The following is a 12,385-nucleotide window of genomic DNA, read 5'->3' as shown; positions in this document are numbered from 1 at the left end:
ACTGTCCTCATTGACCTGGGGACAGCACCTTGACCAACAGCCACTACCGACAAGCCCGACTGGCTCGCGACCATCGTTTCGATGGCCGGTTCTTTGTCGCGGTGAAAACTACCGGTATCTATTGTCGCCCGATTTGCCCGGCCCCAGCGCCGAAAGAGCGGAACGTTCTCTATTTCGACAGTGCCATTGCCGCCGCCAACGCCGGTTTTCGCCCATGCCTGCGTTGCCGGCCCGACAGCGCCCCGACCTCCTGGGCCTGGAAAGGTACCGACACCACCCTGGAGCGGGCACTGCGGTTGATTGATGATGGCGCCCTGCTGACGGGCAGCGTGACTGACCTCGCCGACCGGCTCGGCATCAGCAGCCGTTATCTCGGCCGGCTGTTTCAGCAAAACGTCGGCACCAGCCCGAAGCAGTACGGCCTCTATCAACAGGTGCTGTTCGCGAAGAGCCTGCTGCAACAGACCCGGCTGCCGGTTACTGAAATCGCCCTGGCCTCGGGCTTCGGCAGCGTGCGCCGCTTCAATGACTGTTTTGCCAGCGCACTGCGACTGACCCCCAGTGCCCTGCGACGCCAAGCTCACAGCCAGCACCCGGAGCCCGGCATCCGCCTCTTGCTCAGTTACCGGCCACCCTACGACTGGCCAGCGCTGCGCGACTTTCTCAAAACCCGCCTGATCGATACCCTGGAGTGGTGCGGAGATGACTACTACGGCCGGACCTTTCGCTTGGCCAACGGGCACAGTGGTCATTTTACCGCCCGGCACCGGCCCGAGCGCTTTGGCTTCGAGGTCAGCCTGGAACTGAGCCAACCAACTGCTCTGTTGCCGGTGGTTCGCACCATTCGTCGCCTACTGGACCTGGATGCCGACAGCAGCACCATTGATGCTCACCTGGCGCCGATCCAGGCGCAGCTGGGTCCAATGCGGCCGGGTTTACGGCTGCCGGGTATATGGGATCCGTTTGAAGCCGGCGTTCGCGCCATTCTCGGGCAGCAAATCAGTGTCGCGGCCGCGCGCAACCTCGTCCGCCAGGTGGTCGCCGAGTTTGGGCAGCCGATCCCCGGCCAACACACTGAGTACCGGCTGTTTCCAAGCCCGGCCATGCTGGCCAGTGAAGACCTCGGTAGCCTGAAGATGCACGGTCGCCGGCGCCAGACCCTGCTTGACCTGGCGGAGCTGTTCAACACTCAGCCAACGCGGGCGGCAGATCCTGAAAATTGGCTCGCGCTCAACGGCATCGGCCCCTGGACGGTAAACTACGCACGGATGCGGGGCCTGGGCGACAGTGATGTCTGGCTCGGGTCCGATCTTGGTGTGCAAAAAGCGCTGGGGGAAAAAAGCCGCCGATGGCGGCCCGAGGATGCCTCACCCTGGCAGAGTTATCTGACCGTTTATCTGTGGAGTCTGTTATGACAGCCCGTTACCAAAGTCTGCTGGACACACCGATCGGCACGGTGCGCATTCTCGGCGGTGACGATGCCATCACCCACATCGATTTTATCGATGCCGGTACGGCATCCGCCCAGCCAGACAACGCCCTGACCCGACTCGCCCGCCAACAACTGAGTGACTATTTCGCCGGTCAGCGCAGGGCGTTCGACCTGCCATTGGCCGCCGCAGGCACCGACTTCCAACGGGCCTGCTGGCAAGCCCTGCTGACCATTCCCTACGGCGAGACCCGGTCCTATGCCGAACAGGCAAAACTCATCCAGCGACTCAAGGCCGTCCGGGCCGTCGGCGCCGCCAACGGCGCTAACCCGATTGCCATTGTAGTGCCCTGCCACCGGGTTATCGGTAAAGACGGCAAGCTGACCGGCTATGCCGGCGGTGTTGAACGCAAAGCCTGGTTGCTGGCGCTTGAGCGGCGCGGTGCACCCGCTCTGTAACGCTTCCGGCAGAACCAGACAACGGGTTCGACCACTTGCGCGACGTCCTTCTGGCCGCGGGCGGTCGATGATACCGCCTTCAGCTTTGGCCCCTGCCTTGCGCTGCCCCAAGCATTGACTCGAGGTGCGCTAAATAGCGCTCAAACGCCTCTCGGCCGGACTCGGTCAGAGATACCTCGGTGACCGGTTTGCGGCCGTCAAAGCGTTTTTCAATTGCCACGTACCGACGACCTTCCAGCTTGCGTAAATGAGTGCTCAAGTTACCGTCAGTGGTTTTGACCCGGTCGCGGATAAAGGTGAACTCTGCTTTATCAACGCCGGCCAGTACGGCGATGACCGCCAAGCGAATGCGCGAGTGAATCAGATCGTCGATCTGGGTATGGTCAAAATCCGACACCTCAGGCTCCCACCGCGTCCAACCGATGGTGACGCATCCGAATCAAGAGTACGCCGGGCAGCACGTAGAACAGCAACAACAAGACACCCATCAATAAAATGGCGGTTTCACCCGGCCAGATAAACATTGCCAGAGACCCAAGCCACCAGCCAAAGGCCATGTTTCGCAACCAGCCAAGCCCCGCCAGTATGCCGGTAAGAAAGATGCCCACGGCAATCAGCCCACCAAATACGGCAGGAAGATAGGCGCCTGGCAAAGCCCCTTGCCCCAGCCCCACAAAAAAGAACAACAGCTGGGTGATACCCAGCGCTACCCAGACCATGCCAACTAACCGTCCTGCGTAGCTCTGCACCGGTTCGCGCCTATCCCGGCGCACCAGAATGACATTCCCGAGCATGCCCAGGATCATGCAGGGCACCCAGGTCGCGTAGGGTGCATAGGGTAGAACACCGACCACCTGTAACCAGGTCAGCATGAGCCCCGCGCTTACCACGACGCCCCAAACTATGAAATAGCCGCCACTGATACAGGCCGCCCGGCGGGTTTCGCTCATCAGCTCCCGAATGTAAGCCAGGTCGCTTTGTGCACGTTCAATCATCTCGCTCTCCTTGTTAACCAAAAGAATAAAAGCATCTTTCAGCGCTCTGACGTAAAGCCCACTTCTCAGGAGGCACTGAGTACATCCATGCTTTGTTATACAAAGTACTTTGTTTTGGATGATCAGTCAAATGAAATCTGGTGTCCGGTTCAGACGTTCGCGGTCAGGGCTAGAGGGCGATAGCGAGGGAAGCGGCACCCCACGGGTGCCGCTGACGACTCGATCAGGCTCAGTCCTGGCGCTGAGTGACTTCCAGCAGGTGGTAACCGAACTGGGTCTTTACCGGGCCCTGCACTTCGTTGACCGGCGCGCTGAAAACCACCTTGTCGAACTCCGGTACCATTTGGCCCGGACCAAAGGTGCCCAGGTCACCCCCATTGCGGCCCGAGGGGCACTTGGAGTGATCCTGCGCCAGTTTGGTAAAATCCTCACCGGCTTCGATTTTGGCTTTCAATTCATTACAGGTGGCTTCGCTGTCGACCAGGATGTGACGTGCGGCTGCTTGAGGCATAATCGTATCTCTTTGTCATGGGTGAACATTGAGGGCATACGATAATCGGTATCCCGGTTCAGATCCAGCCCGCAATGGGTTACCGTGAGAACGCCCATCAACAGGAGAACTTATTGTGTCAGACAAGACGATTCGCTGGGGTATTATCGGCGCGGGTGTCATCGCTCATAAAATGGCTGAGGCCATTCAGTTGGAGGCGGACAACGCGCTGATCTCCGTCGCCTCCAAATCCCCGGAAAAGGCCGGAGCGTTCGCCCGCGAGTATGCCATCGAGGCCGACACTTATGAGTCGCTGGTCGAGCGCGAAGATGTTGACGTCATCTATATTGCCACGACGCACAACTTCCACGCGGACAATGCGCTCATGGCACTGGAGCACGGTAAACACCTGGTGATCGAAAAGCCCTTTACCGTCAACGCCGAGCAGGCCCGTCGTCTGAAGGATGCCGCCGAGGCCAAGGGCTGCTTCCTGATGGAGGCCATCTGGACCCGGTTTTTGCCCAGTATGAAAGCGCTGCGTGAGGCCATCAGGAACCACACCATTGGCGAAGTGAAAGTCGCCACGATCAATTTCGGTGGCATTGCCCCGGAGCATTACCGGGGACGACTGTTTGATCCGGCACTGGCCGGTGGCGTCACGCTGGATATGGGCATCTACCCGATCAGCATGCTCTGTTACGTGCTGGGCGAACGGCCCGCCAGCATTCACGCCACCGCCCGGTTCAGCGACACCGGCGTCGACGAAATCGCCTCCTACCAGTTCGTTTTCCCCTCGGGCTGCATTGCAACGGTAAACACCAGTTTCAATCTGTTGATGCGTCAGGAAGCGCTGTTTTTTGGTGATAAGGGCTATATTGACTACCCGGAGTTTCAGCAGAGTGACGCCTTTACCGTCAAATATTTGAAGGATCGAACCATCGACCGCGAAGAGACCATCCGCACGGAAAACGCGGACAACGGCTTTATATTTCAGGTCCGGGAAGCCGCCCGCTGCCTGCGCGCCGGCCTGAGAGAAAGCCCGGTGATTCCCGTGGCGGAAACGGTAGAAATCATGGCGATCATGGACGAAATACGGCGGCAGCTGCCTCTGCAATATGAATTTGAGAGTGAAGGAGTATGACGATGACCAATACGGTACCCGGCCCCGACGGCCAGCCGCGCTGTTTCTGGTGCAAGGCGGCACCGGAGTTTTTTGAGTATCACGACCGCGAGTGGGGCTTTCCCGTGGATGACGATCGCCACCTGTTTGAGAAGCTGTGTCTGGAGAGCTTTCAGTCCGGTTTGAGTTGGCGCACGATTCTGGCCAAGCGGGACAACTTCCGCAAGGCGTTCAAGAACTTTGATTTCCACAAGGTGGCCCGCTTTACCGAGAAGGATGTTGAGCGCTTATTGGAAGACGCCGGTATTGTTCGTCATCGGGGCAAGATCGAGGCGGTGATCAATAACGCGCGGCGGGCCAAAGAACTGGTGTCCGAGGAGGGCTCATTGGCGACCTACGTGTGGCGTTTTGAACCCCAGGGGCGACCGGATGTGGACCCGCAGACGCTGAGCACCTCGCCGGAGTCGGTCGCGTTGTCAAAAGATCTTAAGAAGCGCGGCTGGAAGTTTGTCGGGCCGACCACGGTGTATGCGTTTATGCAGTCGATGGGTTTGGTGAATGATCATGCCCACGAGTGTTGTATGCGGCCGGAGATTGATAAGGCGCGTAAGCGGTTTAAGCGGCCTGGAGCGTGATCGGGAGGGATCTGTCGGATTACGTGCTGCGCACTAACCCGACCTACGCGAATCTTCGAGTCTGGTACCGGTTCGGCGGCAGCGATCGGAGCAGTATTTGACGTTTTCCCAATCCTTCTCCCATTTCTTCCGCCAGGTGAAAGGCCGCTCACACACCGGGCAGGTTTTGGTGGGGAGGTCGCGCTTTTTACGGGCTTTGGCCATGAGAATGGATCCAGCGGATCAGTAGCGCACGATGAAATCTGAATCGGCCGGCTCGCCCTCGGCCTCGCTGACCTCCACCCGGGTGACCTCTGCCAACGCCGGGCCCTGCCAAAGCCAGCTTTCGAAGGCTTGCAGTGTTTCGGGAGCCCCCTGAGCCAGCGTTTCGACCTGGCCGTCGGGCAAGTTTCGAACCCAGCCGGTGAGACCCAGCTCCCGGGCTTTGCGTTGGGTATTGGCGCGATAGGAAACGCCCTGGACCCGCCCGTGAATCAGATAGTGTTTAGCGTCAATCAACGTATTGCCTCGTTTGCCGGTTCGGCATAGTCTGTCAGTTGCCATTCGTAACCCAAGAGTCTGCCATGTCCGAGCGTGCCTCCGAAACCTCTGCCGATCCCATCACCATTGTCGGGGGTGGCCCCAAGAAGGTGCTGTATACGCTGCGCACCCTGAGCCGGATCGGGCTGCTCAACTCCACCAAGGCACTCAAAGCACGCAATACCTGTAAGGCCTGCGGGCTGGGCATGGGTGGCCAGCACGGGGGTATGACCAACGAGCTGGATGAGTTCCCCTCGGTGTGCAATAAAAGCATCCAGGCCCAATCCACGGATATCCAACCACCGATCCCCGACGAGCTGTTCGAGCATACGCTGGATGATTTCAAAGAGCTCTCCGCCCATGAGCTGGAACACCTCGGGCGGTTGAACACGCCGCTGCACAAGCCCGCCGACAGCAACCGCTACCAACCCATCGACTGGGATCAGGCCCTGACATTGGCCGCCGAGCGGTTCGCGGCCACCGACCCCAGCCGCAGTTTTTTCTACTCCTCCGGCCGCTCCTCCAACGAGGCGGGCTTTGTGTTGCAGTTGCTGGCCCGCCTGTATGGCACCAACAACGTCAACAACTGCTCCTATTACTGCCACCAGGCCACCGGCGTGGGCCTGGGCAACGTAATCGGTACCGGCACGGCCACCATCAGCCTGGAAGACCTGGGCGGCGCGGACCTGATTTTTGTGATTGGTGCCAACCCGGCCTCCAATCACCCCCGCTTTGTGCACCAACTGCAGCACTGCCGCGAACGCGGTGGCCAGGTGATTGTGATCAACCCGGCCAGGGAGCCGGGGCTGGTGCGCTTTGCCGTACCAAAAAGCGCCCGCTCCATGTTGAGTGGCGGCACCTGGATCGCCTCGCGCTATGTGCAACCGAACATTGGCTCGGACCTCGCTCTACTCAAAGCCGTGGGCAAAGCCCTACTCGAACAGCACGCGCTGGATACCACCTTCATCGAAGCCCACACCGAGGGCTTCGATGCCTACAGGACGGATCTGGAACAGACGGACTGGGCGTCGCTGACGTCCGCCTGTGGCCTCAGCCAAACCGACATCAAAGCCCTGGCCGCCGACTACGCCCGGGCCGAGCACGCGGTGTTTGCCTGGGGCATGGGCATCACCCACCACCGCAATGGCGTGGACAATGTCGAGGCCATCGCCAATCTGGCGCTGTTGCGCGGCATGCTGGGCAAACCGTCCGCGGGACTGCTGCCTTTGCGGGGCCACAGCAACGTTCAGGGCATCGGCACCATCGGCGTAAAGCCGGTGCTCTCCGAGGATGTGCTGGCGGCGCTGGAATCGCATTTTGATCTGGAATTGCCCCGCACTCGGGGGCTGGACACCCTCGCCTGCCTGCGCGCCGCCGACGCCGGGGACATGGACGCGGCCCTGCTGATGGGCGGTAACCTCTATGCGGCCACCCCGGACGCCACTTTTGCCCGGAGGGCGTTGGATCGGGTGGGTTTCAAGCTGTATCTGACCACCACCCTCAACCAGGGGCACATTCACGGCATGGAGCACAGCGAGGCGATGATCCTGCCGGTCACCGCCCGGGACGAAGAGCCCCAGAGCACCACCCAGGAATCCATGTTCAACTATGTACGACTGAGCGATGGCGGTATTCGCCGCCTGACCAATGTGCGCTCGGAGGTGGCCATTCTGGCGGAACTGGGTAAGCGCTTACTGCCCGCCGGACCTTTTGATTTCGGGGCGCTTAGGGAACACGACCGGGTGCGTACCGCCATAGCCGCAACGGTGCCCGGCATGGAGGCGCTGGCCGATATCGGCACCAGCCATCAGGAATTCACCATTGGCGGTCGCCTGCTGACATCGCCAACCTTCAACACCCCCAACGGCAAGGCCCGTTTTCAGGTGCACTCTCTGCCGGTCGCCCGCGAGCCGGATTTTCCCTTTACCCTGGCCAGTATCCGCAGTGAGGGGCAGTTCAACTCCATCATTTACGAAGAGTCGGACAGTTACCGGGGCACCGAGCACCGCTGGTGTGTGTTGGTGGGGCCGGAAGACCGGGAACGCCTGAGCCTGAAAGCCGGCGACAAAGCCACTTTGCGTTCGGCTCACGGGGTGATGGAAAACCTGACGGTCTACCCGTTCAACCTGCCCGCCGGCTCCCTGCTCGCCTACTACCCGGAGGCGAACATTCTGATCGGCACCGAGCAGGATCCCCGCAGTCAGACCCCGGCGTTCAAGTCCGTTCCAGTCAACCTGGAAGCCATTACCAACGGCTCCTGACCGAAATGTCCGTCAACATTGGCGAGGTGGTCTGGGAAGCTGGCATAATGATCGCCAACGAGCACAACCCATACGGTACCTCTTATGCCTTCCCTACAGGATCAACTGCTGAAAGCCGGTTTGGTGGACGACAAGAAAGCCAAGCAGGTTAAGAAAGAACAGCGCAAACAGAAAAAGCAGGCCCGCCATACCGGTGAGGACCCCCACGCGGAACTCCGCCAGTCGGCGCAGGCGGCCCGCGAAGAGAAGGCCGAACGGGATCGGGCGCTGAATCGCGAGCGCCAGGCCGCCGCCGAGAAAAAAGCCATTGAAGCGCAAATCCGCCAGCTGATTCAGACCCACAAGCAGGCCAAGCGCGGCAGCGGTGAAGGGGAGGTGGAGTACAACTTTACCGACGGCACCAAAATCAAAAAGCTGCTGGTCAGCGCTCGGGTGCAACAACAGATCATTCGCGGCCAACTCATTGTGGTCCGCGCCGGGGAGAACTACGAACTGATTCCGAAAGTGGTATCCGACAAGATCTCCGAGCGCGACCCGGACTATATTGTGGTCGCCAATCAGAAAACCCAGGAAGCGGTCGACGAGGACGATCCCTACAAGGACTATGTTATCCCCGACGACCTGATGTGGTAACGGCTGATCAGCGCTCGCTACAACACGAACCAGCCCACCGCGACGGCACACACCAAGACCACCAGGCCGGCCACCACATAGGGCATGGCGCCCGACTCGTTGGCCCGTACCTCGGGCTGGGCGGCGTGACTGGGAATGGCCCGATCGGCCTGAGCGCGCAGTTCGCGGAAGGTAGTCAGCAGGTCTTCAATGGTTTTCTGATCAAACTGATAGGGATCAAACCGGTCATACCCTGCCCGTGCCAACAACCCTTTCACCGTGGCATTGGTGGGAATGTACTTCATGGACCAGTCGGTAAACTGCCGCTCGGTGATATTGCGCTGGAGCACGACCTTGAAGTCCTTGTGGCGATCATCGCCTTTCAACTTGGCAAGCATCTTATCCACGACTTCGCGCTCACCTTCCAGACACTGAAAGAAACACCCCTCCCCATAATAAAGCACACCACCGAGCCCCAGGCGGGGGTTGTTGGTGCGGGACTGTTGCAGAATGCGCGCCACGTGCGGCTCCACACCGCCGGAGGCGGGCATGGCTTTGAACGTGGCCCGGCTGATGTAAACCACCTGAACGAGATCGGTCATGGGAGAAGGCTCCATTTGTGCGTTATTGAGAGTGTTTTTATATACGCACTGGCGATCGGTCTGGATGGCCGGCCCGGCAAAAAAGTGGAAAAACGTGCCATCCCTGGCACCTCAGTCCATCAGGAGGGATGCTTCTGCTGTTTGCGATCGTACTCATCCGCCACCCGTTCCAGCTCGCGCTTCACATCGTTGGGCGAACCGGTATGGCGGGCCAGCAGACTGTAGGCCGTGGGCACGATAAACAGGGTAAACAGCGTGGCCGCCAGGACCCCGGAAATCACCACCACCCCGATCACCGCCCGGGTTTCCGAGCCGGCGCCGGAGGACATCACCAGGGGCACGGCACCCACCGCTGTGGTGATGCCGGTCATCAAGATGGGCCGCAGACGGGCCAGAGAGGCCTGCTCTAAGGCCTCATCAAAGGCGATCCCCCGGTCCCGCAACTGGTTGGCAAACTCCACGATCAGAATGCCGTTTTTGGCTGCGAGCCCCACCAACATGACCAGACCAATCTGGGAGTAAAGGTTGAGCGAGTTGCCGGTGAGGTATAACCCCAGCAGTCCGCCAAGCATGGCCAGTGGCACCGTCAGCATGATCACGAAGGGGTGAATATAACTCTCGAACTGTGCGGCCAGCACCAGGAAGGTGATCAGAATGCCGATCATGAAAATAAAGGCCACCGAGCCGCCGGCCAACTTGTAATCGCGGGACTGGCCCTTGTAGTCGATCACCGCATTCTCCGGCAGGTGCTCCGCCACCAGGCCTTCCATATGCGTCAGGGCATCCCCCAGGGTGAGGCCATCGGTCAGGTTGGCTTCAATGGTGATGGCTCGAATCCGGTTATAGCGTCGCAGCGTAGCGGCGTCGGCAAACTCCCGCAGCTCTACCAGACTCGCCAGGGGCACCAGCTCGCCACTGCGTTCGGAACGCACAAAAATATTCTCCAGGCTGTCCAGTGTGCGCTGTTCACTTCGCTCACCTTCGAGCATCACCTCGTATTCTTCGCCGTCTTCAATAAAGGTGGTGACCCGACGCGAGCCCATCATGGTTTCCAGAGTGCGCCCGACGTTGGCCACACTCACACCCAGGTCGGCGGCACGATCCTGATCGACAATCACCTCGACCTGGGGGCGGGTTTCCTTGTAATCCCAGTCAATGCCCGTCAACCCCGGATTATCCGCTTCGATTTTTTCCAGCAGGATATCCCGCCACTCGGCCAGCTCCTCATAGGAGCCACCACCGATCACAAACTGCAGCGGCTTCTGGGTGGACGAACCAAAGCCCTGACGCATCACCGGAAAGGCCGTCACGCCGGGTAAATCGGCCAGGTCCGCACGCACATCGTCCATGATGTCAAAACCGCTGCGCCGCTCGGACCAGTCGGTCAGAGTCGCGATCACAATGCCGCTGTTAAACCGCTCCAGTGCCCCCCAGGCCCGGGGCGCACGGACCAGCAGACGGGCCATCTCACCCTGGTCGACGTATTTCATCAGGCGTTTTTCGATCTCGTCCATGTACTCCACCATATAGGAGTAACTCGCCCCCTCCGGACCGTCGACAATGACAAAGAAGGCCCCCCGGTCTTCCCGCGGTGCGTACTCCTGGGGCAGCTGTTGCGACACCCACCAGGTGCCCGCCAGCAACCCGACAAACACCACCGCCACAATACGCGCGTGGCGCAGGCATTGGTGCAGGGCTTTGCCGTAATAGTGACGCAAACAGATAATGCCCTGATCGAGTTTGGTAACCAGCCAGGAGGTGTTTTCCTTTTTCTTGATCAGCTTGGAGGCGAGCATGGCCGAGAGCGTCAGCGCCACCAGCGAAGAGAAACCCACGGCCGCCGCCATGGTGAGGGCAAATTCGGAAAACAGCCGCCCCACATCGCCGGTCAGAAAGGCGATGGGCACAAACACCGAAATCAGTACCAGGGTGGTGGTCACCACCGCAAAGCCCACTTCCCGCGTGCCGCGATAGGCGGCGAGCAGCGGCGGCTTGCCTTTTTCCTCGATGTGGCGAACGATGTTCTCGAGCACCACAATCGCATCGTCCACCACCAGACCGATGGCCAGTACCAGTGCCAGCAGGGTCAGCAAATTGATCGAAAAGCCGAGTACCGCCAGCACGGTAAAGGTGGCGATCACCGATACCGGCACGGTCACCGCCGGGATCAACATGGCCCGGGCGCTGCCGAGGAACAAGTAAATCACCAGGATCACCATGGCGATCGCAAACGCCAGGGTGTAATACACCTCCTTGATCGCCTGACCGACAAACACTGAACTGTCGAAACTCTGCTCCAGGCGCATGCCCTCGGGCAAAGTTTCATTGAGGCGCTCGACTTCCTCGCGCGCTGCGCGGGCCACATCCACGGTGTTGGCGGTGGACTGTTTGACGATGCCGATGCCCACCATTGGAATGCCGTTACCGCGGAAAATAGTGCGGTCTTCCTCGGTGCCCTTTTCCACTCGCGCGATATCTTTCAGGCGCACCAGATACCCATCGCTGCCCTCGGCCAATACCAGTTGATCGAAATCACTGGCCTCCCGATAGAGCCGGGCCATTCGTACCGTGAAATGCCGCTGATCCGATTCGATACTGCCCGCAGGCAACTCGACGTTTTCTTCGCGCAGGCGGTTTTCCACATCGGCTACCGTCAGACCGCGAGCGGCCATTTCCTGACGATCCAGCCAGATGCGCATGGCGTAGCGCTGCTGCCCGCCAATACGAACGCGGGCCACTCCGTCAATGACCGAGAAGCGGTCCAAGAGGTAACGTTCGGCATAATCCGACAACTCCGGCACGGTGCGCCCCTCGCCGGCCAGATTGAACCAGACAATCACGTCTTCGTCGGAACTGACCTTCTGTACTTCCGGCGGATCGGCCTCGGTGGGCAGATTGTTCAGGGCGCGGGAAATCCGGTCACGCACATCGTTGGCGGCGGCATCAATGTCCCGGTCGACATTAAAGCGGATGGTGATATCCGAACGGCCGTTTTCGCTTGAGGACTCGATGTACTCCATGCCCTCGACACCCGCCACCCGATCTTCCAGCAGTCGGGTCACACGGGTTTCCACCACCGCCGCGGCGGCGCCGGGGTAGTTGGTGCGAATGGACACCACCGGCGGGTCGATATCCGGGTATTCACGCAACGTCAATCGATCGTAGGCCAGCAGGCCCAGGGCGATCAGGATCAGGGAGATGACCGAGGCAAACACCGGCCGCTTGATGGAGACATCGGACAACAACATGGCGTGTCTCCTCGG

At 60.1% G+C, this 12,385-nt stretch carries 13 protein-coding genes; 6 read left to right on the top strand and 7 right to left on the bottom strand.

Annotated elements, in window-relative coordinates; translation table 11 throughout:
* Positions 1-29 precede the first annotated feature (29 nt).
* Together N645_RS0113340 and N645_RS0113335 are read left to right on the top strand one after the other, a co-directional pair.
* Positions 30-1,415 carry an AlkA N-terminal domain-containing protein gene (locus N645_RS0113340; protein ID WP_024462018.1) on the top strand — a complete coding sequence of 462 codons (1,386 nt, stop codon included), beginning with the start codon at positions 30-32 and terminating at the stop codon, positions 1,413-1,415.
* Positions 1,412-1,888 (top strand): methylated-DNA--[protein]-cysteine S-methyltransferase, encoded by a 477-nt coding sequence (locus tag N645_RS0113335; protein ID WP_024462017.1) that lies wholly within the window; start codon positions 1,412-1,414, stop codon positions 1,886-1,888. Before N645_RS0113340 ends, N645_RS0113335 begins: the two co-directional genes overlap by 4 nt.
* Before the next feature lie 79 nt (positions 1,889-1,967).
* Here the strand turns inward: N645_RS0113335 and N645_RS0113330 are convergent, their stop codons facing one another.
* From N645_RS0113330 to N645_RS0113320, 3 genes are all read right to left on the bottom strand, one after another.
* A complete protein-coding gene (locus N645_RS0113330) occupies positions 1,968-2,285 on the bottom strand; it encodes a transcriptional regulator (protein WP_024462016.1) in 318 nt (105 codons plus the stop codon).
* A gap of 1 nt (position 2,286) precedes the next feature.
* Positions 2,287-2,883, bottom strand: coding sequence for a hypothetical protein (locus N645_RS0113325; protein WP_024462015.1), 597 nt, complete (start codon positions 2,881-2,883; stop codon positions 2,287-2,289).
* A 229-nt stretch (positions 2,884-3,112) separates the two neighbouring features.
* Complete coding sequence (locus tag N645_RS0113320) at positions 3,113-3,394, bottom strand: peptidylprolyl isomerase (protein WP_024462014.1); 282 nt, start codon at positions 3,392-3,394, stop codon at positions 3,113-3,115.
* A gap of 115 nt (positions 3,395-3,509) precedes the next feature.
* Between N645_RS0113320 and N645_RS0113315 the strand changes: the two genes are divergently transcribed.
* Together N645_RS0113315 and N645_RS0113310 are read left to right on the top strand one after the other, a co-directional pair.
* Positions 3,510-4,514: a Gfo/Idh/MocA family protein gene (locus N645_RS0113315; RefSeq protein ID WP_024462013.1), complete on the top strand. Its 1,005-nt coding sequence runs from the start codon at positions 3,510-3,512 to the stop codon at positions 4,512-4,514.
* A gap of 2 nt (positions 4,515-4,516) precedes the next feature.
* Positions 4,517-5,128: a DNA-3-methyladenine glycosylase I gene (locus N645_RS0113310; RefSeq protein WP_024462012.1), complete on the top strand. Its 612-nt coding sequence runs from the start codon at positions 4,517-4,519 to the stop codon at positions 5,126-5,128.
* A gap of 33 nt (positions 5,129-5,161) precedes the next feature.
* On the opposite strand, the gene N645_RS17870 is transcribed toward N645_RS0113310, so the two are convergent.
* Both N645_RS17870 and N645_RS0113305 read right to left on the bottom strand, forming a co-directional pair.
* Positions 5,162-5,332 carry a DUF2256 domain-containing protein gene (locus N645_RS17870; protein WP_081666142.1) on the bottom strand — a complete coding sequence of 57 codons (171 nt, stop codon included), beginning with the start codon at positions 5,330-5,332 and terminating at the stop codon, positions 5,162-5,164.
* Between the two features lie 18 nt (positions 5,333-5,350).
* The gene (locus N645_RS0113305) at positions 5,351-5,626 is read right to left on the bottom strand and encodes an acylphosphatase (RefSeq protein ID WP_024462011.1); all 276 of its coding nucleotides are present in this window, start codon (positions 5,624-5,626) and stop codon (positions 5,351-5,353) included.
* A gap of 65 nt (positions 5,627-5,691) precedes the next feature.
* Between N645_RS0113305 and N645_RS0113300 the strand changes: the two genes are divergently transcribed.
* Positions 5,692-7,908 (top strand): FdhF/YdeP family oxidoreductase, encoded by a 2,217-nt coding sequence (locus N645_RS0113300; RefSeq protein ID WP_024462010.1) that lies wholly within the window; start codon positions 5,692-5,694, stop codon positions 7,906-7,908.
* 84 nt (positions 7,909-7,992) lie between these two features.
* A complete protein-coding gene (locus N645_RS0113295; protein WP_024462009.1) occupies positions 7,993-8,541 on the top strand; it encodes a DUF2058 domain-containing protein in 549 nt (182 codons plus the stop codon).
* A gap of 17 nt (positions 8,542-8,558) precedes the next feature.
* Here N645_RS0113295 and N645_RS0113290 read toward each other — a convergent pair whose 3' ends face one another.
* A complete protein-coding gene (locus N645_RS0113290) occupies positions 8,559-9,122 on the bottom strand; it encodes a BLUF domain-containing protein (RefSeq protein WP_024462008.1) in 564 nt (187 codons plus the stop codon).
* A 119-nt stretch (positions 9,123-9,241) separates the two neighbouring features.
* Positions 9,242-12,370, bottom strand: coding sequence for an efflux RND transporter permease subunit (locus tag N645_RS0113285; RefSeq protein WP_024462007.1), 3,129 nt, complete (start codon positions 12,368-12,370; stop codon positions 9,242-9,244).
* Positions 12,371-12,385: the final 15 nt, after the last annotated feature.

The sequence above is a fragment of the Marinimicrobium sp. LS-A18 genome, from assembly GCF_000463525.1.
GTDB classification, from domain to species: Bacteria; Pseudomonadota; Gammaproteobacteria; order Pseudomonadales; family Cellvibrionaceae; genus Marinimicrobium; species Marinimicrobium koreense.
The sequence above is the reverse complement of the archived record's forward strand: the minus strand, read 5'-3'. Positions and strand labels throughout refer to the sequence as shown.

Coding starts and splice junctions, on each gene's coding strand:
- N645_RS0113335 (WP_024462017.1), top strand. CDS start 1,412: ATGACAGCCCGTTACCAAAGTCTGCTGGACACACCGATCGGCACGGTG.
- N645_RS0113325 (WP_024462015.1), bottom strand. CDS start 2,883: ATGATTGAACGTGCACAAAGCGACCTGGCTTACATTCGGGAGCTGATG.
- N645_RS0113320 (WP_024462014.1), bottom strand. CDS start 3,394: ATGCCTCAAGCAGCCGCACGTCACATCCTGGTCGACAGCGAAGCCACC.
- N645_RS0113310 (WP_024462012.1), top strand. CDS start 4,517: ATGACCAATACGGTACCCGGCCCCGACGGCCAGCCGCGCTGTTTCTGG.
- N645_RS17870 (WP_081666142.1), bottom strand. CDS start 5,332: ATGGCCAAAGCCCGTAAAAAGCGCGACCTCCCCACCAAAACCTGCCCG.
- N645_RS0113300 (WP_024462010.1), top strand. CDS start 5,692: ATGTCCGAGCGTGCCTCCGAAACCTCTGCCGATCCCATCACCATTGTC.
- N645_RS0113295 (WP_024462009.1), top strand. CDS start 7,993: ATGCCTTCCCTACAGGATCAACTGCTGAAAGCCGGTTTGGTGGACGAC.
- N645_RS0113290 (WP_024462008.1), bottom strand. CDS start 9,122: ATGACCGATCTCGTTCAGGTGGTTTACATCAGCCGGGCCACGTTCAAA.
- N645_RS0113285 (WP_024462007.1), bottom strand. CDS start 12,370: ATGTTGTTGTCCGATGTCTCCATCAAGCGGCCGGTGTTTGCCTCGGTC.